We start from the raw sequence: 18984 nt of genomic DNA on the forward strand, positions 1-18984 counted from the left end.
GATGGATATGAATACGTTACTTAGCTTATCGTGGCATCTAATGGTGCCAGAATTTATTATTCTCGGCGCCGCCATCCTTCTTTCCATATGTGATTTGTTTTTTAAGCTGAACCATAGATATGTAGCTCTTGGTGCGATTGCTGCCATCGTATTAGCAATCGTGTCATTAATTACTCTATATAGCGAACCGGCAGGAGATATTTTAAATGGATCGTTTGTGTTAGATGGATTTTCAAAAGGGTTTAAAACGTTGCTATTAGGCGCCTCAGCTCTCATTTTATGCACCGCGATGAGCGATGATAAGAAGAATCCAATCGAAGATAAGGGCGAATATTATTACTTATTTTTAATGGCGCTTCTTGGTGCGATGTTCATGGCTTCTAGTGTTGATTTTATTACCCTTTTCGTTGGTTTGGAGTTACTTTCACTTTCTTCTTATATTTTAGTAGGAATACGAAAAAAGAGCCGTGCATCAAATGAAGCGGCAATGAAATATGTCATTAGCGGAGGAATTGGAACGGCGATTACGCTCTTCGGAATGAGTTATTTATACGGTATTACAGGTTCAACTAACATTGTAGATATGCAAAAGGTACTCACTGGGGAGCTCGCTAGTGGTATTCAGTTATTGTTAGCTCTCGCATTTCTTTTATTGCTAGTTGGTCTCTCATTTAAAATTGCCACAGTGCCGTTTCATATGTGGGCACCTGATGTGTATGAAGGAGCGACTACACCTGTTACTGCTTTTCTTGGAACGATTTCTAAAATTGCTGGGTTCCTACTCATTATTCGTTTGTTCCTTATGATCTTTGCAAGTGTATTAATACAAGGAGATATGCAATCTTTATATGGGCATATGAGTATATATATTGCAGTGCTAGCAAGTATTACGATGATTGTTGGGAATGTAGTCGCGTTAAAACAATACAATATAAAGCGTTTATTTGCTTATTCAGGCATTGCACATGCGGGGTATTTACTCGTTCCACTTGTGGCATTATCACCATTTACGATGGATAGCATGTGGTTTTATATGCTGGCATACATGCTTATGAATATAGGCGCATTTGCCATTATCCACGGCTTAATCTTACAAAATGATGAGGAAAATATAACAATTTTCACAGGTTTATATAAAAGGTCGCCATTTACAGCGATAATGATGACAATTTTTATTTTATCGCTGGCTGGGATACCAGGAACGGCTGGATTCATTGGAAAGATTAACATCTTTTTAGGCGCACTTCATGTAGAGCCAGCACATTACGTACTAGCTTCGATTATGATGGGTACGACAGTTGTTTCATTCGTATATTATTTCCGTATTTTACAACAAATGTTTTTCCGCACCGGAGAGACAGAAGAGAGAATACGGTTACCGTTAAATATAAAGGTTGTTATGAGTCTTTGTGCAATTTCGATTGTAATACTAGGGATTATGCCGATGATTGGGTACAATTTCTTTTATGAATATTTTCCATTAATGAAAGATTTCTTCTTCTTAGGGAACGTGGTACAATAGTGAAAATAAAAGGTGTGGAGTCAGTACTCTGCGCTTTTTATTTTGTGTTAACTTGTAATGTAGATATACGTTTTTGGAAAGAAAATCACGATGTAAAATGTAAGATGTCTATGTGCATTTGAAAAAGTGTAGCTCCTACTTATTATGGTATCGTTTTTATATTCTTTCATAAGTAGTAGCTGAGTAAAAAGGGGTCGATTTTTTGTCACAACTTTTAGGGCAACAAGCACTGATTGCCATTGTTTCGCATTTATTGTTTATTACCATTACGTGGTGGGCCTTACAAGGCATTCACATTGAGCGTTTAATGAAGTCCGGAAAAGTGCTGCAGACGCGAGTATTACTCATCTTAATTACAATTGCAATTGGGACATCTGTAAGTAACTTTTTCCTTGATTATTTAGGCTATTCGAAGAGTTTAACGTATTTAGTAAAGTAAGTGTATAGAACCTCAAATCTCCGTTAACAATGGGGATAGGAGGGGATGAAATTGAAGCTTAAAGCCATTCTTATTGTTGCACTTAGTGTTGTTTTATTTTTGGTTGGATATAGAGAGATGAAACCGATAAGCGATGAACAGAAAATGGAGAGCATGATCAAGGCTTTAGAGAAAAATGATGCTAAAGTAGAAAAATGGTCATGGTTAGCGAGAGAAACAAAAACAATTTCTAACATACATACGTTTCAAAAGTTGTTAAACGATGTGAAGGAAAAGGCAAATATTCAAAAGTGGGAAGTAGAGCAATCTCCAGATGGATATAAAGCTACATCCTATAAAAAGCTTTCTTCTTATGAAGAACGAGTAGTAGTAACTTGGAGTAAAGAAAATACTAAAGAAAACACTTTCATTATCTTTGAAGTAAGTGGGGCGAAATGGGACCCGAAGTATGTTCGAAACATGAATAAAATTTTTAGTGAAAAACCTATAATTTACACTTGTGTTCAAGGTGTACTGAATGATAAGATTGAAGGTGTTTTGCAAAATAAAACCAATCAGGTTTTGAAAGATCTTTCAGCAAGAGCGATCGAACAAGTAGAAGAAAGAGCATTTGTGTCAGTCTCCGCATACAATAAAAAGTGGGATGACGCTCTTTCAACAAATAGAGAGAAAATAAATGTGCAAATAGCAATACGTTCTACAGACAACAAAGATACAATTGTGGTTGGCACACCGATCATAACTTCTGAGTATTGAGTGAATAGATACTGAAAAAAGGACACGGAGGGGAATAATTTGGAAAAGATCATCGTCCGTGGCGGAAAGCGGTTAAACGGCACAGTGCGTGTTGAGGGCGCAAAAAATGCTGTATTACCTATAATCGCTGCAGCCCTATTAGCGAGTGATGGAAAGAATGTACTATCTGAAGTACCAGTTTTGTCTGATGTATACACAATTAATGAGGTATTACGTCATTTAAATGCTGAAGTCGTATTTGAAAATAATCAAGTAACAATCGATTCTTCTAAAGAACTAAACATTGAAGCACCATTTGAATATGTACGTAAAATGCGTGCATCTGTTCAAGTAATGGGACCATTATTAGCACGTAACGGTCGTGCTCGTATTGCACTTCCTGGTGGATGTGCAATTGGTTCACGTCCAATTGACCAACATTTAAAAGGCTTCGAAGCAATGGGAGCAAAAGTACAGGTTGGTAACGGTTTTGTTGAGGCATATGTTGAGGGAGAACTAAAAGGAGCTAAAATCTACTTAGACTTCCCAAGCGTAGGCGCGACAGAAAACATTATGTCTGCAGCTACATTAGCAAAAGGGACAACAATTCTTGAAAACGCAGCGAAAGAACCAGAAATCGTTGACTTAGCTAACTTCTTAAATGCGATGGGAGCGAAAGTACGCGGAGCTGGAACTGGAACGATTCGTATCGAAGGCGTTGATAAATTATATGGTGCAAACCACTCTATTATTCCTGACCGTATTGAAGCGGGAACATTCATGGTTGCAGCAGCAATTACTGGTGGAGACATCTTAATTGAAAATGCTGTACCTGAACATTTACGCTCAATTACAGCGAAAATGGAAGAAATGGGTGTTAAAATTATTGAGGAAAACGAAGGTGTACGTGTTATCGGCCCAGATAAGTTAAAAGCGGTTGATATTAAAACTATGCCTCACCCAGGTTTCCCAACAGACATGCAATCACAAATGATGGCATTATTACTACAAGCTGATGGAACAAGCATGATTACAGAAACGGTATTCGAAAACCGCTTTATGCACGTTGAAGAATTCCGTCGTATGAATGCTGATATTAAAATTGAAGGTCGTTCTGTTATTATGAACGGTCCAAACAGCTTACAAGGTGCTGAAGTAGCAGCAACTGACTTACGTGCTGCAGCTGCATTAATCTTAGCTGGTTTAGTATCAGAAGGTTATACTCGTGTAACTGAGTTAAAACATCTTGACCGTGGCTATGTAAACTTCCATAAGAAATTAGCTGCATTAGGTGCAACTATTGAACGTGTAAACGAAAAAGTAGAAGAAGTGAAAGAACAAGAAGTTTCTGATCTTCACGCTTAATTAAAATAGTCTCTATGTCTTTTGACATAGGGGCTATTTTTTTGGGTTATTACTGTTATAGTCAATAAATTCTATACTTATGCACGTACCAGTAAAAATATTTAGAAAATTTCTGTTTTATACTCTTCCCCTTAAGTATGTTCTAAAAGAAAGAGTTGTTCCATAAGAATGAATGGAGTAAAGCTTTTATATTGGAGGAAAATAGGATGAAATTTTCAAAGCCACTTTTTATTACAGTAGCGCTCTTAATAGCGCTCGTTATCATTGTACCTGCAGCCCTTGTTATTCCATTTGCGAAAGCAAAAGTAGGGGAAGAAACGGCCTCTAAAACTCCTCCAGCGATAGAAAGCATACCAGCTCCAGGAAAAGTAGATACAGCTGTTCAAGTTGCTGTATATCGCGAAAAACAGAAGAAGGTAGAAACATTACCAGTGGAGGAGTATGTGACAGGTGTAGTAGCTTCTGAGATGAATGCCAGTTTTGAAATAGAGGCACTAAAGGCGCAGGCATTAGCAGCGAGAACATTTGTAGTACAACGTATGCTAAGCGGAGGAAAGAAAAATAATGCGGACGTGACAGATACGGTGAAAGATCAAGTGTACAAAAGCAAAGATGAATTGAAGAAGCAATGGGGTAATAACTACGAAAATAATTTGAAGAAAATCGAAGAAGCCGTTTCGAAAACAGCAGGACAAGTTTTAACGTATGATGGAAAACCAATTTCAGCATCCTTCTTTTCAACGAGTAATGGTCGAACAGAAAATGCAGCTGACTATTGGGGAAATGATTATCCGTACTTGAAAAGTGTAGATAGTCCGTGGGATCAAGCCTCTCCAAAGTTTACGAGCGAGCAAACATTTACAGTAGCTGATTTTCAAAAACGTCTCGGTGTGAAAGTGCTAGCAGACGGAAAGGTTGGCAATATTAAAGACCTTACGGAAGGAAAGCGCGTAAAGGATGTAGCTTTTCAAGGAAAAACATTAACTGGAAAAGAAGTTCGTGAAAAGTTAGATTTACGTTCTTCTGATTTTACGTGGAAACAACAAGGAGATAAAATCATCGTTACGACGAAAGGTTTCGGTCACGGCGTTGGTATGAGTCAATACGGGGCGAACGGCATGGCAGCGGAAGGAAAGAAATATACAGATATCGTCGCTCATTACTATAAAGGCGTTGAAATAAAGACGATGAATGATTATGAAGGGAAATTGATGGTGAAGAAATAGGTGTCAGAACTCTGGCACCTATTTTTTTGTTTAAAATATCATAATTTTCCATTAATTGTTTGATATAATAGGATAAAAAGGCATTTGGGGGAAATGAAATGGCGTTACTAGAGTTGAAACAGTTAGGGAAGACGAACCAGTTACCGGAAATTGAGCTAAAGGTTGAAAAAGGACAATGTATTGTTTTGCAATGCAATAATCATACAGCTAAAGTGTTACACCGCATTATTATTGGTGAAGAAGAAGCTTCGACTGGCAATGTACTGTTTGAAGGAGAAGTGATTGGAAAGAAAAATTATTCCCGCATCGGTTTTTGTTTTTTGAAAGATGAGGCATATGATCGTTTGAAGGTGAAGGAATACTTTAAGTTTTTAATAGGGCTTTATGAATCAAAGATAAGTATAGAAGAAGTTGTGCAGTCTGTTGGTCTCCTAGATAAGCTAAACGTTAAAATAGAAAAACTATCATTTTCAGAGAAGCGTCGTCTTCATATTGGACGAATAATGATTCATAATCCGGATTTAATTATTTTGGAAGAACCGGAGCAAAATGTAGATATAGAGAGTACGGTTATTATTCGAAAAGCAATTATGAAAATGAAAGAGCAAGGAAAGGCAATCTTTATTACGTCATCATTTTTATCGGATGCCCTTTCGTTAACAGAGGATGTATACATATTAAACAATGATGGTGTGAAAAAGATAGAAATTGAGCAAGAGGAAGTGGAAGAAGTCGGTGAAGAAAAAGTCATTCAAATGATTCCGCAAATGAAGTTAGAAAGAATACCTGCGAAAGTGAACGATAAAATCATTTTACTTGATCCGATGGAAATCCATTTCATTGAAACGCAAAACGGAGTAACGCATATTCACGTTCGTGAAGGTGATTTCGTATGTGCATTAACATTAAGTGAACTAGAAGCAAGATTAACAGGTTTTGGTTTCTTTAGATGTCATCGCTCGTATCTTGTGAATTTACAAAGAGTACGAGAAGTGATTACTTGGACTCGTAACAGTTTTAGTTTAATTTTGGATGACGAAAGAAAAAGTTCAATTCCGCTTTCAAAAGGACGCATGGATGAATTAAAAGGCGTGATTGGGCTATAAAAAGTGCTCCAATAAGCTTAACATGCGATCCATTCACCGGTAAAAATACTCCTTTTACCGGTATTTTACTGCGTAAACCCTTTGTTTTTCATATGATTGAGTCAAGAAAAGTGAAACAAACGAACGAAAAGCGCTAAAGCGACTTTCATCTATAAAGAAGAAAAACAAAGGGGATGAAGAAATGACATTGGCAATTGAAATGAAAGATGTAATGAAAAGTTTCGACGGAAAAACGGCACTTCGAAATGTAAATATTGAGGTGAAGCGAGGAGAGATATTCGGATTCCTCGGACCGAGTGGATCTGGTAAGACGACAACAGTAAAAATTTTAACTTCTCAATTGCTTCATAGTGTTGGAACGGTAAGAGTATTAGGGAAAGATATTACAGGACCAAGTAGCATCGATTATAAACGAATTGGTATTTTAACAGATAACAGCGGCTTATATGAAAGACTTAGCATTTATGATAACTTACTATTATTTTGTGACTTATATGATTGCAAAAAAGAACGAATCGATGAAGTACTAGCACAAGTGAATTTATTAGATGATAAAAAAACACCAGTAAAAAAATTATCAAAGGGAATGAAACAACGCGTCACATTAGCTAGAGCAATCCTTCATAAACCAGATATCCTCTTCTTAGACGAACCAACATCTGCACTTGATCCAGTAAACGTACAAAATATTCATAAAATCTTAAAAGACTTAAATAAAGAAGGAACAACGATTTTCTTAACGACACACAACATGGACGAAGCAGAAACGCTTTGTAACCGTATTGCCTTCCTTTGTGGCGGAGAAATTGTAGCGCTTGATACGCCAGAGAACCTGCGCTTGCAATACGCTAAGGATCAAATAGAGGTCGTATTAAAAGATAAACAAAAAGAAGTAGTGCAAAAAGATGAATTAGGCGCAAAACGTATTTCAGAATGGATGAACAAAGGAGAATTACTATCCATTCATTCACACGAACCAACGCTAGGAGATATTTTTATTGAAGTTACTGGGAGGGGATTATAATGACATTTTCAATGAGACGTGTATCAGCTATTTTTAGAAAAGAAGTACAAGATTTTAAGACAAATTCACAAGTGTTGTTAATGGCATTTTTACCAATTATACTTTCATTTTTGTTTAGCAGATTTGGAGTGGGAAAGGAAATGTTAGGTATTACTACTATAACGGCCTTCCTATTTGTCGCAGGCTTTGTTCAATCTATGGTAATTGCAGAAGAAAAAGAAAAACATACATTGCGTGTATTAATGCTATCACCGGCATCTTCGGTTGAAGTTCTACTTGGAAAGAGTTTATTAACATCGGGTCTGACGATGGTCATTTGTATTGTAAATTTATTCATTTTAGATCAGTTAAATATTAATCTTCCATTGGTAGGATTGATATTCTTATGCGGAACTATTTTGTTTATCGTACTTGGAACAATGATCGGATTACTTGCATCTTCTGTACCACAAACATCAATAATTGGAATGCCGATATTAATGACGATGTATTTGGCTGTACAGTTTGAGCCAATGGTTGAAAATAAAGTAATTAAGACGATGATTGGATATCTTCCAACATCTCATATTGTGAAAGCACTTAAAAGCTTAGTAGGTGGGGCGGGATTTAGTAGTATTAGTGGGCATGTATTAAATGTTGCAGTTTGGCTTATTATATCGCTCGTTGTATGTTTAATCGTATATAAAAAGAAACAATTAGACTAAAAACTGAGCTAAAAGTGCTCAGTTTTTTCTTTTTTCTATCATTTCCTCGGAAATTTTACAGTTCTTATACATATTTTTACAGATTTTGTCGAAAAGTAATTAGTTATACGTTGTATAGGATACGTGAATATTGTTCAAAATGATTGCTGAGGTGATGATGGAATGCGAGGAAGAAATAATAAAAAGTCGCAAAAGGTAGTACATTTATTTCAAAAAAGATGGGTGTTTCCGGCACTATACATTGCTTGTGCAGCGGTAATCTTAATGGTTGCGCTATGGTTCCAAGGAGCTAATCCGAAGAAGACTCCAAACCACGATCAAGCAACACCGTATACACAATCGGAAGATCCAGCAGTACCAGTAACGAAATCTTCAGAAGTAGTGAAAATGCCAGCTGCCGCGAATGCGGAAGTAGTCGTACAGAAGAAATTCTATGAAGATGCAGCAACTGAGGCGGAACAAGAAAAAGCACTTGTCTTTTATAACAACACATATTCCCCGAACAAAGGAATTGACATTGCTGCGAAGAATGGAAAAGAATTCAATGTTGCTGCTGCTTTAAGTGGTACAGTAACGAAAGCTGAAAAAGATTCACTTCTTGGTTATGTTGTAACAGTTGATAGTGGAAATGGTGTAGCGGTATCTTATCAAAGCTTAGGCAGTGTGAAAGTAGAAAAAGGTGCAAGAGTTGCACAAGGTGAAGTATTAGGAACATCCGGTCTAAGTGCAATGAATAAAGAGGCAGGCTCTCACGTTCACTTTGAAGTACGTAAAGACAATGTGGCTGTGAACCCTGAACGTTACTTAAATAAATCAGTAACAGAAATTAAAGCTGATGCAGGTGCTGCAAAGGCTACGAATGCTTCTGGTAAAAAAGCTGATGACAAATCTCAAAAAGAAGAGAAGTCAACGAGCACGAAACCAGAAAGTAAAACAGAAGACAAGTCTCAAAAAGAAGAGAAATCAACAAGCGGTTCAACTAGTGACAAAAAAGAAGAACCGAAGAAAGAAGAAAAATCAACAAATGGTTCTACAGAATCATCTAACGATTCTTCTTCACAAGAATAAGAAAGTGAAAAAATCAGTTCCCACTAGGGGAGCTGATTTTTTTATTTTTATATAAAAATACTCAATTTCGAGAAAAAAGTTGCAAAAACAAGGAAAAATGACGAGATTCTCGAATATATATTACAAAAGGGAGGGGATACTGTGTCATTTTTATTTGTTCTGTCGACTGCTATTATTTTATTGTTTGTTTTATTCACCTTATATTATTATATTGCCGGTAAGAAAGAGGTTCCCCACCATCAATTATTAGAAGAAGAGTTTGAAAGAGAAGAATGACGCCTTATATATAAGGTGTCATTTTTTTTCGTCAAAATAGTCACTGTTAACGTATTTCTCACAAAAAAACGTAATTTTTCTTAACTTAGTCCGCAAAAATAGTGAACATGTAGCATATATCAGTAGTGCGGGCAATACAATGGTATAAACCAAAGCAAAGAGAGTGTTTGAGGTGAGAAATCGTGAATCATTTCATTATAAATCCAAGAATGTTTAACGCTTACAAACAGCACTCACACTTACTTCTTAGTCGTATGCAGCGAGGCTCATTTCACCCTTCTCACATCCAAATTAGGGAGGCGAGTGGTGTGCACGATTACATCAAAGAGAGAACTATCAAGATTGGTAAGTATATCGTGGAGACAAGAAAGACAGTGCGTGTCATTGCAAAGGAATTTGGGGTATCAAAAAGTACAGTCCATAAAGATTTAACAGAACGTCTACCAGAAATTAATCCAGAGCTCGCAAATGAAGTGAAAGAAATTCTTGATTATCATAAGTCTATTCGTCATTTAAGAGGTGGAGAAGCAACAAAGCAAAAGTATAGAAAAGAAGATGTAGAGAAGCCTGTACGTCAATAATGTTACAGTAGCAAACATTCCGTTCACATTCGGTAATATTTTTCAGAAGAATTCTTTTTGCGAATATTACGTTTCTGTTAAATTTATGATAAAATCAGAAATTAGGTGAAAAGAATTCGGGTGTAACCTGATTTTGAATATCGAGGAGGAAAAAACGGGAATGTTTGCGCGAGATATCGGAATTGACCTAGGTACGGCTAACGTATTAATTCATGTTAAAGGTAAGGGTATTGTATTAAATGAGCCATCTGTTGTGGCAATTGATCGTAATAGTGGTAAAGTATTAGCAGTAGGTGAAGAAGCGAGAAGTATGGTGGGACGTACACCGGGTAATATTGTAGCAATTCGTCCACTTAAAGATGGTGTAATCGCAGACTTCGAAATTACAGAAGCAATGTTAAAGTATTTCATTAACAAATTGGACGTAAAGAGCTTCTTTTCAAAACCTCGTATTTTAATTTGTTGTCCAACAAATATTACATCAGTAGAACAAAAAGCAATTCGTGAAGCTGCTGAACGTTCAGGTGGTAAAACAGTATTTTTAGAAGAAGAACCAAAAGTAGCCGCAGTTGGTGCTGGTATGGAAATCTTCCAACCAAGCGGTAACATGGTTGTTGATATTGGTGGAGGTACAACAGATATCGCTGTACTATCTATGGGTGATATTGTTACCTCTTCCTCTATCAAAATGGCTGGCGATAAGTTTGATATGGAGATCTTAAACTATATTAAACGTAAGTATAAGCTATTAATCGGAGAACGTACTTCAGAAGATATTAAAATTAAAGTTGGTACAGTATTCCCAGGTGCACGTAGCGAAGAGCTTGAAATTCGCGGACGTGACATGGTAACAGGCTTACCACGTACAATTACAGTATGCTCTGAAGAAATTACAGAAGCATTAAAAGAAAATGCAGCTGTTATTGTACAAGCTGCAAAAGGTGTATTAGAGCGCACACCACCAGAATTATCTGCAGATATCATCGACCGCGGTGTTATTCTAACAGGCGGTGGAGCTTTACTACACGGTATCGACATGCTTCTAGCAGAAGAACTAAAAGTACCAGTATTAATTGCTGAAAACCCAATGCACTGCGTTGCGGTTGGTACAGGTATTATGTTAGAGAATATCGACAGATTACCAAAGCGTGCTTTGAGATAATTTGAAAGAACTAAGGCTGACGCCTTAGTTCTTTTTTTTCGTTTTTATATTTTTTTATTTTGATTTTTTGCGAAAATGGAAGGAAAATAGAGAAATGTGAAGGAAACAGGTAAAATATTCATATATATGGTTAAATTTAATATTTCCTTAATTGAAAACGTTTATAATATAATGAGTCGAATACGACATTAAGGCAAATAATGTTTCAATACATATTGCCTTTCCCTAATTTGGGCATACACTCCTTTCCACCTCCGTGTCAGTTGCAAAAATGTGCAACTATTTTAATGGAATAGAGTGTGTGCATTTTTTTTTAGGAAGTTGTGCTAAATATAAAATGTTACTTTGTAATGACAAACAATAAACAAAATGGGATAATAGCAATATGTCCAAGTGGTAAGACCAATATTACAAAAGGGGCGATTGTTACATGCTAAATATAGAACAAATTAAAGAAATCATTCCTCACCGCTATCCATTTTTACTTGTTGATAAAATATTAGAAGTAGATGAAGGTAAAAGAGCGGTTGGGATTAAAAATGTATCCGCAAACGAAGAATTCTTTAACGGACACTTCCCTGACTATGCAGTTATGCCTGGTGTACTTATTGTAGAAGCATTAGCGCAAGTAGGAGCAGTTGCAGTATTAAAGAAAGAAGAAAACCGCGGAAGACTTGCTTTCTTTGCAGGTATCGACAATTGCCGTTTCAAAAAACAAGTACGCCCAGGTGATCAGCTTCGTCTAGAAGTAGAAATGACACGCGTACGCGGTCCAATTGGAAAAGGAAAAGCAATTGCAACAGTAGATGGTGAAGTTGCATGTGAGGCAGAAATTACATTTGCAATTGGTGATAAAAAAGAATAGATAGTACTAAAAAATCTCCTTGTGAAAAAGACAAGGGGATTTTTTTAATTTATGCTATATAACGATGAAACAATAATATACAAACTAATCAGAAAATATCTTGTGAATAGATGGGAATTACCATATACTTACTTTATTATTTATCTAGAAAATAGGATAAGTGATAAAGGTAATAAAGAAATAAGGGCATTGTCATATTGTTAAGGTACTTAAATAAGACAAAGTAGAATGTTATTGATTATGATGAGATGTGGGGAAATCAGCGATACAAAATGGTAATTAGACGTATGAAATCGAGCATAGAGAGAAAAGAGAAATGTCGCATTTCACAAAAGGAGATTATGAATATGTTCGGGAGAAAGAAAAGAAAACCATTGCGAAAATTAATTACGCATAAAGAGCCTAAATCACGTATTGCAGAGCAATATCGTAACATTCGTACAAATATTGAATTTACATCTGTAGATAGTCGTGTTCGTTCTATTATTGTTACTTCGGCAGATCCAGGTGATGGAAAGACAACGACAATCGCAAACTTAGCAGTTGTTTTCGGACAACAAGGAAAGAAAGTTTTATTAATTGGAGCTGACTTGCGTAAGCCGACGATACAAAACTTATTTGCTGTTCATAGTTCAAATGGATTAACAAACTTATTATCGGGACAAGCAAAACTCGTGCAATGTATTCAAAAAACAGATATAGAGAACGTATACTTAATGGCAGCAGGCCCAATTCCGCCAAACCCAGCTGAATTATTAGGGAGCCGGATAATGGATGAGGCATTACTAGAAGCATATAACATGTTTGATATTATATTAATCGACACACCACCTGTCCTTGCGGTTACAGATGCACAAATACTAGCGAATAAATGTGATGGAATCGTACTCGTTGTACGAAGTGAAAAGACGGAAAAAGATAAAATCGTAAAAGCGAAACAAATATTAGATAAAGCATCAGGCAAACTACTTGGTGTCGTTTTAAACGATAAAAGAGAAGAAAAAGAGCAGTATGGTTATTATTAAAATATGAAAAAGCCAACAAAATTTTTGTTGGCTTTTTTTGATTTCTGAAAATTATTTATCAAGTTATACATTGTAAAAAGCATGATATGATAAAATTTTTGGGAAATCATTGGAATGTGTTGTCATATTTAAGATTATTTTGTAAGATTAAACTTGTTTGTTAGAAGCTTGTACTAAATAATTTATTTAAATAAAAAAATATAAGATGAATATGCTATAATTTTTCTTATGTGCAAATTTTAGAAAGTTGGAGGAACTTATGGAAGAAACAATTAGTTTGAAAGAGTTATTTCATATTTTAAGAAAACGTTTAGGAATGATCCTCATAATCGCCTTTGGTGCAGCTATAGTAGGTGCTATTATTAGCTTCTTCTTTATGACACCGATCTATCAATCTTCAACACAAATTCTGGTTAATCAGAAGAAACAAGAGGGAACTGCCCTTCAGATTGGTGATGTACAAACCAATATACAACTGACAAATACATATAAGGTCATTATCAAGAGCCCGGTAATTGTAGAGCAAGTACAAAAAAAGTTGAATTTAAAAGAAACAGTACAAGATTTGACTCAAAAACTTGATGTTACAAATGAAAGAGACTCACAAGTTATTTCCGTTACAGCTCAGGATAAAGATCCAAAAGTGGCTAGTGAAATCGCAAATGTCACAGCTGAGGTATTTAAAGATGAAGTTGCAAAAATCATGAGTGTTGATAATGTTACCGTATTATCGAAAGCAGAAGTTTTTAAAGAACAGTCACCAATTAAACCACGCCCAATATTAAATATTGCAATTATATTTGTAGTCGCTTTAATGGCTTCAACCGCATTAGCATTTGTACTAGAGTATCTAGATAACACTGTAAAAAAAGAAGAAGATGTAGAGAAATTACTTGGCTTACCAGTGTTAGGTATTGTCGCTCGTATGGATGAAGAAACAACAAATATGAAATCACATGCTCCATCATCAAGGAAAGTGAGGGGACAAACAATTGGCTCTTAATTTATTTAAAAAGAAAAAAAATCATCGTCAACGTCGTCAATTAATTGCTCAGCAACAACCGAAATCACCTATTTCAGAACAATATCGTAATATTCGAACGAATATTGAGTTTGCAGTTGTTGATACGAATTTACATTCATTAATGATAACGTCTGCTAATCCGAGTGAAGGAAAAACAACAACGACAGCGAATATGGCAGTTGTTTTTGCCCAACAGGGGAAAAAAGTATTATTAATTGATGCAGATATGCGTAAACCAGCGATGCATCAAATGTTCCAATTAGATAATATTTTTGGATTAACGAATGTCTTAACGCATAGTGAACGTTTAGAGAAATGTGTACAAAAGACCGCTGTAGATAATCTACACTTTTTAGCGTGTGGCCCAATTCCGCCAAATCCAGCAGAATTGTTAGGTTCAAAATCAATGCAAGAGCTTCTTGGACAAGCATATAGTATGTACGATTTAGTGATTTTTGATTTGCCACCAATTTTAGCTGTAACAGACGCACAAATTATGGCAAACGTATGTGATGCTTCTATTCTTGTTGTTCGTAGTGAATCAACAGAGAAAGAAACAGCAGTAAAAGCAAAAGGATTGTTAGAATCGGCTAAAGGTAAACTGTTAGGTGTTGTTCTGAATGATTGTGAACGTGAAAACGGCTTATATTATTATTACGGTGCTAACTAATTAAAAGAGTGAGATATGGGAAAAACATATCTCCTTTTTTCCCTTGAATATGAGATATTTCTTATATTCAAGGGAAAAAAGATTAATATGAGAGAGAGGATGAAATAAATGATTGATTTACATTGTCACATTTTACATGGTATCGATGACGGTGCACAAACAGTAGCTGATAGTTTAGCAATGGCACAACAAGCTGTAGCAGAAGGAATACATACAATTGTCGCAACGCCGCACCATCAAAATGGCAAATATGTAAATGAACGTACCTCAATTATTCATCACGTAAAACAATTAAATGATGAACTACAACAATATAATATCCCACTTACCATTTTACCTGGGCAAGAGGTCAGGTTATATGGCGATTTATTAGAAGACTATGAAGCTGGTAAAATCGTTACTTTAAATGAAACAAATAAATATATATTCATTGAATTTCCATCTAATCACGTACCACGTTATGCAGAACAATTATTATACGAACTACGTATAAAGGGAATGATTCCAATTATTGTCCACCCGGAACGTAATGCCGAGTTAATCGAGCGACCAGATAAGTTATATAATCTTGTAAATAAAGGTGCACTGACGCAAGTAACAGCAGGTAGTTTATTAGGAAATTTTGGTAAAAAAATTAAAAAATTTTCATTACAACTTGTTGAACATAATTTAACACATATGGTTGCTTCAGATGCACATAACACAACGTCAAGAGGATTTCATTTAGCAGAAAGCTATGAATTAATTGAGAAAGAATTTGGAATGAATGTTATGAGTGATTTAAAAGAAAATCCGTACTTATTGATTAGCGGGAAGGCGATTTACAAAGAAGATCCAGAACAAATTCGTCGTAAAAAATTGTTCGGTATCTTTTAAATAAAGAATTGGTGATGTCTCCTAACCGTTATCAACGGGGGCACTCGGTCGTGCTGTGGGTAGAAAATTTTATTTCAAGCTTACCTTAGACGCTTGTCGTCGGTAGTATGACGTGAGGAGGGGTTAGATGCCCATAATTTTATTTATAATAGAAACTCTACCTATAGAGTTATAACTATAAATCTATAGGTAGAGTTTTTGTTATTGTTGTATACAAATGAAAAGATGTAGGAGGATTACAATTGAAAAAAGTAAGAAAAGCAATTATTCCAGCTGCTGGTCTTGGGACAAGGTTTTTACCAGCAACAAAGGCGATGCCAAAAGAAATGTTACCAATCGTCGATAAGCCCACAATTCAATACATAGTAGAAGAAGCAATAGAATCAGGAATTGAAGATATTATTATTGTTACTGGTAAAGGAAAACGTGCCATTGAGGATCATTTTGATCATTCTTTCGAACTAGAACAAAACCTTTTAGAAAAAGAAAAGTACGAAATGCTTGAGAAAGTACAAGCGTCTTCAAAAATTAATATTCATTACATAAGACAAAAAGAACCAAAAGGGTTAGGACATGCAGTATGGTGTGCACGTAAGTTTATTGGAAATGAGCCATTTGCTGTATTACTTGGTGATGATATTGTTCAAGCAGAAACACCATGTTTACGTCAATTAATGAATCAATATGAAGGTACACAATCATCCGTTATTGGTGTACAAACGGTACCAGAAAATGAAACACATCGTTACGGGATTATTGACCCAATTGAACAAAAGAATCGTAGCTATCAAGTGCGTCAATTTGTTGAAAAACCTGCTCAAGGGACAGCGCCATCTAATTTAGCAATTATGGGTCGTTACGTATTAACACCAGAAATCTTTATGTTCCTTGAAAACCAACAGACAGGTGCTGGTGGAGAAATTCAGTTAACAGATGCGATTCAAAGATTAAATGAAATTCAGCGTGTGTTTGCGTATGATTTTGAAGGCATTCGTTATGATGTTGGGGAGAAGTTTGGATTTATTAAGACAACAATTGAAATGGCACTTCAGCATGAAGAATTGAAAGAAGAGTTGATGGAGTATATGAATGGACTTGTGAAAAAAGAAAATATACATATATAGAGGAGAGTAGGTAGACTTGGATAATCAAGAAATAGTAGGTACTTCGATTGAGCCGAAAGTAGAGAAGGTTAAGCAGCCTAGTGTGATTTATTTATGTTCAAAAAGAGTGATGGATCTAATAGGGGCTATAGTGGGATTAGTAGTTTTTTCTCCGATTTTCGCCCTGATTTCAATCTTTTATATGTGGGGAGATAATAAAGGTCCTGTGTTTTTCAAACAAGTGCGAATGGGGAAAAATGGTGAAAAGTTTTATATTTATAAATTCCGTTCAATGATTGTAAATGCAGAAGAAAAACTAAAAGAAAATGAAGTATTATATAAAAAATATGTAGCTAATAATTATAAATTAGAACCTAATGAAGACCCTCGTATTACGAAGTTAGGTCAGTTTCTAAGAAAAACAAGTTTAGATGAACTTCCGCAATTTATTAATGTTTTAAAAGGTGATATGAGTCTTGTAGGCCCAAGACCAGTGGTAAATGAGGAATTAGCTGAGTACGGTCATAAACTAGACGCTTTTTTATCTGTGAAACCTGGGATTACAGGTTATTGGCAAGTAAGTGGACGAAGTGATGTAGGTTATCCAGAAAGAGTAGATTTAGAGCTTCATTATGTAGAAAATGCGTCTTTATATTTTGATATTAAAATTCTAGTCCTTACTATTGTAAATGTAGTACTTCGTAAGGGAGCTTATTAATTATATAGTTGAAAAGGAGAGTTTTTTAGTGAAAGGAATTATTTTGGCAGGTGGAAGTGGTACACGATTATATCCACTTACTACGACTGTTTCCAAGCAGCTGTTACCGATATACGATAAACCTATGATTTATTATCCCTTATCAGTATTGATGCTTGCTGGAATTCGTGAAATTTTAATTATATCTACACCGCAGGATACCCCGCGTTTTGAACAACTATTAGGGAATGGGTCACAGTTTGGAATTAGTCTTGAGTATGCAGTACAAGATTCTCCAGATGGGTTAGCACAGGCCTTTATTATTGGTGAGGAATTTATTGGTGATGATTCTGTAGCTTTAATATTAGGAGATAATTTGTTTTATGGTCATGGCTTAACTAAACTTTTATTAAATGCGGTAAATCGCCAAAATGGTGCAACAGTATTCGGTTATTATGTAAATGATCCAGAGCGTTTTGGGGTCGTTGAGTTTAGTGAGTCTGGAAAGGCTATGTCTATTGAAGAGAAACCAACGGAACCTAAGTCTAATTATGCAGTAACTGGCTTATATTTCTATGATAACAGAGTTGTAGAAATTGCTAAGAATATTAAGCCATCAGCTCGTGGAGAGTTAGAAATTACCGATATAAATAAAGTTTATTTAGAAGAACATCACTTGAATGTGGAGATTCTTGGTAGAGGTTTTTCGTGGTTAGATTCTGGAACGCACGAATCATTATTAGAGGCATCACAATTTATTGAAACGATTGAAAAACGCCAAAGTCTAAAAGTAGCTTGTTTAGAAGAAATTGCTTTTCGAAAAGGGTACATTACACGTGAACAATTATTGGTATTAGCAGAACCAATGAAAAAAAATCAATACGGTCAATATTTAATTCAACTAGCTGAACAAATCAAGACGAAGCAACCAATCTACCAATAAGGGAGTGGATAGAATGAAGATTATTGAAACTAAAATTCCAAATGTGATGATTTTAGAACCTAATGTATTTGGCGACCACCGAGGATACTTTATGGAAAGTTATAGTAAAGGTGTAGTTGAAGAATTAGGCTTGAAACATGAGTTCATTCAAGATAATCAATCTTTATCAGTTCCTGCAGGGACATTACGAGGTTTACATTTTCAATTAAATCCTAAGGCACAAACAAAAATAGTACGCTGTATTACAGGTGCTATCTATGATGTGGCCGTTGATATTCGAAAAGGTTCACCTACATACGGCCAATGGGTCGGTGTCATTTTAAGTGAGCATAATAAACGACAATTAGTTGTCCCAAAAGGATTTGCACATGGTTTTTGTACACTAGTACCTAATTCAACAGTTGCTTATAAAGTGGACGAGTATTATTCTCCAGAACATGATTCGGGGATTTTATGGAATGACCCAGCACTAAGCATAGATTGGCCAGTAGGTAATCCAATTCTTTCAGAAAAAGATACTAAGCATATGCCATTAGCGGAAGCTGATATTAATTTTGTATACGAGAAATGAGG

At 35.6% G+C, this 18984-nt stretch carries 21 protein-coding genes; all 21 read left to right on the forward strand.

Annotation, left to right across the window (positions count from 1 at the left end):
• Positions 1-7: 7 nt before the first annotated feature.
• The 21 genes from nuoN (at position 8) to rfbC (ending at position 18982) form a co-directional block, all read left to right on the forward strand.
• Positions 8-1522, forward strand: a complete 1515-nt coding sequence (gene nuoN / locus MR112_RS10215) for an NADH-quinone oxidoreductase subunit NuoN (RefSeq protein WP_342761920.1) — start codon at positions 8-10, stop codon at positions 1520-1522.
• Between the two features lie 202 nt (positions 1523-1724).
• Complete coding sequence (locus tag MR112_RS10220; protein ID WP_242244924.1) at positions 1725-1961, forward strand: DUF1146 family protein; 237 nt, start codon at positions 1725-1727, stop codon at positions 1959-1961.
• 51 nt (positions 1962-2012) lie between these two features.
• Positions 2013-2717, forward strand: a complete 705-nt coding sequence (locus tag MR112_RS10225; RefSeq protein WP_000767917.1) for a YwmB family TATA-box binding protein — start codon at positions 2013-2015, stop codon at positions 2715-2717.
• A 39-nt stretch (positions 2718-2756) separates the two neighbouring features.
• A complete protein-coding gene (gene murA / locus MR112_RS10230) occupies positions 2757-4061 on the forward strand; it encodes a UDP-N-acetylglucosamine 1-carboxyvinyltransferase (protein ID WP_000411274.1) in 1305 nt (434 codons plus the stop codon).
• Positions 4062-4267: 206 nt separating this feature from the next.
• On the forward strand, positions 4268-5287 hold the full coding sequence (gene spoIID / locus MR112_RS10235) for a stage II sporulation protein D (protein ID WP_000672663.1): 1020 nt from the start codon (positions 4268-4270) through the stop codon (positions 5285-5287).
• 98 nt (positions 5288-5385) lie between these two features.
• Complete coding sequence (locus tag MR112_RS10240) at positions 5386-6393, forward strand: LytTR family transcriptional regulator DNA-binding domain-containing protein (RefSeq protein ID WP_071740228.1); 1008 nt, start codon at positions 5386-5388, stop codon at positions 6391-6393.
• 181 nt (positions 6394-6574) lie between these two features.
• Complete coding sequence (locus MR112_RS10245; RefSeq protein WP_078186263.1) at positions 6575-7417, forward strand: ABC transporter ATP-binding protein; 843 nt, start codon at positions 6575-6577, stop codon at positions 7415-7417.
• Entirely contained in the window at positions 7417-8121 is a 705-nt protein-coding gene (locus tag MR112_RS10250) for an ABC transporter permease (RefSeq protein ID WP_048655556.1), read from the forward strand. Before MR112_RS10245 ends, MR112_RS10250 begins: the two co-directional genes overlap by 1 nt.
• Before the next feature lie 162 nt (positions 8122-8283).
• Entirely contained in the window at positions 8284-9189 is a 906-nt protein-coding gene (locus MR112_RS10255) for a stage II sporulation protein SpoIIQ (protein ID WP_001214926.1), read from the forward strand.
• A 141-nt stretch (positions 9190-9330) separates the two neighbouring features.
• Complete coding sequence (locus MR112_RS10260; protein WP_000008901.1) at positions 9331-9465, forward strand: hypothetical protein; 135 nt, start codon at positions 9331-9333, stop codon at positions 9463-9465.
• A 308-nt stretch (positions 9466-9773) separates the two neighbouring features.
• Positions 9774-10046, forward strand: a complete 273-nt coding sequence (spoIIID, locus tag MR112_RS10265; protein ID WP_000544012.1) for a sporulation transcriptional regulator SpoIIID — start codon at positions 9774-9776, stop codon at positions 10044-10046.
• A gap of 160 nt (positions 10047-10206) precedes the next feature.
• Entirely contained in the window at positions 10207-11208 is a 1002-nt protein-coding gene (gene mreB, locus MR112_RS10270; RefSeq protein WP_000457978.1) for a rod shape-determining protein, read from the forward strand.
• Positions 11209-11638: 430 nt separating this feature from the next.
• Positions 11639-12073 carry a 3-hydroxyacyl-ACP dehydratase FabZ gene (gene fabZ / locus MR112_RS10275; protein WP_000931959.1) on the forward strand — a complete coding sequence of 145 codons (435 nt, stop codon included), beginning with the start codon at positions 11639-11641 and terminating at the stop codon, positions 12071-12073.
• Between the two features lie 347 nt (positions 12074-12420).
• On the forward strand, positions 12421-13098 hold the full coding sequence (locus MR112_RS10280; RefSeq protein ID WP_211477886.1) for a CpsD/CapB family tyrosine-protein kinase: 678 nt from the start codon (positions 12421-12423) through the stop codon (positions 13096-13098).
• A 259-nt stretch (positions 13099-13357) separates the two neighbouring features.
• Positions 13358-14101, forward strand: coding sequence for a YveK family protein (locus MR112_RS10285; RefSeq protein WP_016125739.1), 744 nt, complete (start codon positions 13358-13360; stop codon positions 14099-14101).
• A complete protein-coding gene (locus MR112_RS10290; protein ID WP_016125738.1) occupies positions 14091-14792 on the forward strand; it encodes a CpsD/CapB family tyrosine-protein kinase in 702 nt (233 codons plus the stop codon). Before MR112_RS10285 ends, MR112_RS10290 begins: the two co-directional genes overlap by 11 nt.
• Before the next feature lie 108 nt (positions 14793-14900).
• Positions 14901-15668, forward strand: coding sequence for a tyrosine-protein phosphatase (locus tag MR112_RS10295; protein WP_016125737.1), 768 nt, complete (start codon positions 14901-14903; stop codon positions 15666-15668).
• 242 nt (positions 15669-15910) lie between these two features.
• Positions 15911-16792 (forward strand): UTP--glucose-1-phosphate uridylyltransferase GalU, encoded by an 882-nt coding sequence (galU, locus tag MR112_RS10300; RefSeq protein WP_016125736.1) that lies wholly within the window; start codon positions 15911-15913, stop codon positions 16790-16792.
• A 46-nt stretch (positions 16793-16838) separates the two neighbouring features.
• Positions 16839-17489: a sugar transferase gene (locus tag MR112_RS10305; RefSeq protein WP_370658488.1), complete on the forward strand. Its 651-nt coding sequence runs from the start codon at positions 16839-16841 to the stop codon at positions 17487-17489.
• Between the two features lie 28 nt (positions 17490-17517).
• A complete protein-coding gene (gene rfbA / locus MR112_RS10310) occupies positions 17518-18411 on the forward strand; it encodes a glucose-1-phosphate thymidylyltransferase RfbA (protein ID WP_016125734.1) in 894 nt (297 codons plus the stop codon).
• 13 nt (positions 18412-18424) lie between these two features.
• Positions 18425-18982 carry a dTDP-4-dehydrorhamnose 3,5-epimerase gene (gene rfbC / locus MR112_RS10315; protein WP_016125733.1) on the forward strand — a complete coding sequence of 186 codons (558 nt, stop codon included), beginning with the start codon at positions 18425-18427 and terminating at the stop codon, positions 18980-18982.
• The last annotated feature ends 2 nt before the right edge of the window (positions 18983-18984 follow it).

Origin of the sequence: Bacillus cereus group sp. BfR-BA-01330, assembly GCF_022663885.1 — a bacterium.
Classification (GTDB): Bacteria; Bacillota; Bacilli; order Bacillales; family Bacillaceae_G; genus Bacillus_A; species Bacillus_A cereus.

Coding starts and splice junctions, on each gene's coding strand:
- nuoN (WP_342761920.1), top strand. CDS start 8: ATGAATACGTTACTTAGCTTATCGTGGCATCTAATGGTGCCAGAATTT.
- spoIID (WP_000672663.1), top strand. CDS start 4,268: ATGAAATTTTCAAAGCCACTTTTTATTACAGTAGCGCTCTTAATAGCG.
- MR112_RS10240 (WP_071740228.1), top strand. CDS start 5,386: ATGGCGTTACTAGAGTTGAAACAGTTAGGGAAGACGAACCAGTTACCG.
- MR112_RS10245 (WP_078186263.1), top strand. CDS start 6,575: ATGACATTGGCAATTGAAATGAAAGATGTAATGAAAAGTTTCGACGGA.
- MR112_RS10250 (WP_048655556.1), top strand. CDS start 7,417: ATGACATTTTCAATGAGACGTGTATCAGCTATTTTTAGAAAAGAAGTA.
- MR112_RS10255 (WP_001214926.1), top strand. CDS start 8,284: ATGCGAGGAAGAAATAATAAAAAGTCGCAAAAGGTAGTACATTTATTT.
- mreB (WP_000457978.1), top strand. CDS start 10,207: ATGTTTGCGCGAGATATCGGAATTGACCTAGGTACGGCTAACGTATTA.
- fabZ (WP_000931959.1), top strand. CDS start 11,639: ATGCTAAATATAGAACAAATTAAAGAAATCATTCCTCACCGCTATCCA.
- MR112_RS10280 (WP_211477886.1), top strand. CDS start 12,421: ATGTTCGGGAGAAAGAAAAGAAAACCATTGCGAAAATTAATTACGCAT.
- MR112_RS10285 (WP_016125739.1), top strand. CDS start 13,358: ATGGAAGAAACAATTAGTTTGAAAGAGTTATTTCATATTTTAAGAAAA.
- MR112_RS10295 (WP_016125737.1), top strand. CDS start 14,901: ATGATTGATTTACATTGTCACATTTTACATGGTATCGATGACGGTGCA.
- rfbC (WP_016125733.1), top strand. CDS start 18,425: ATGAAGATTATTGAAACTAAAATTCCAAATGTGATGATTTTAGAACCT.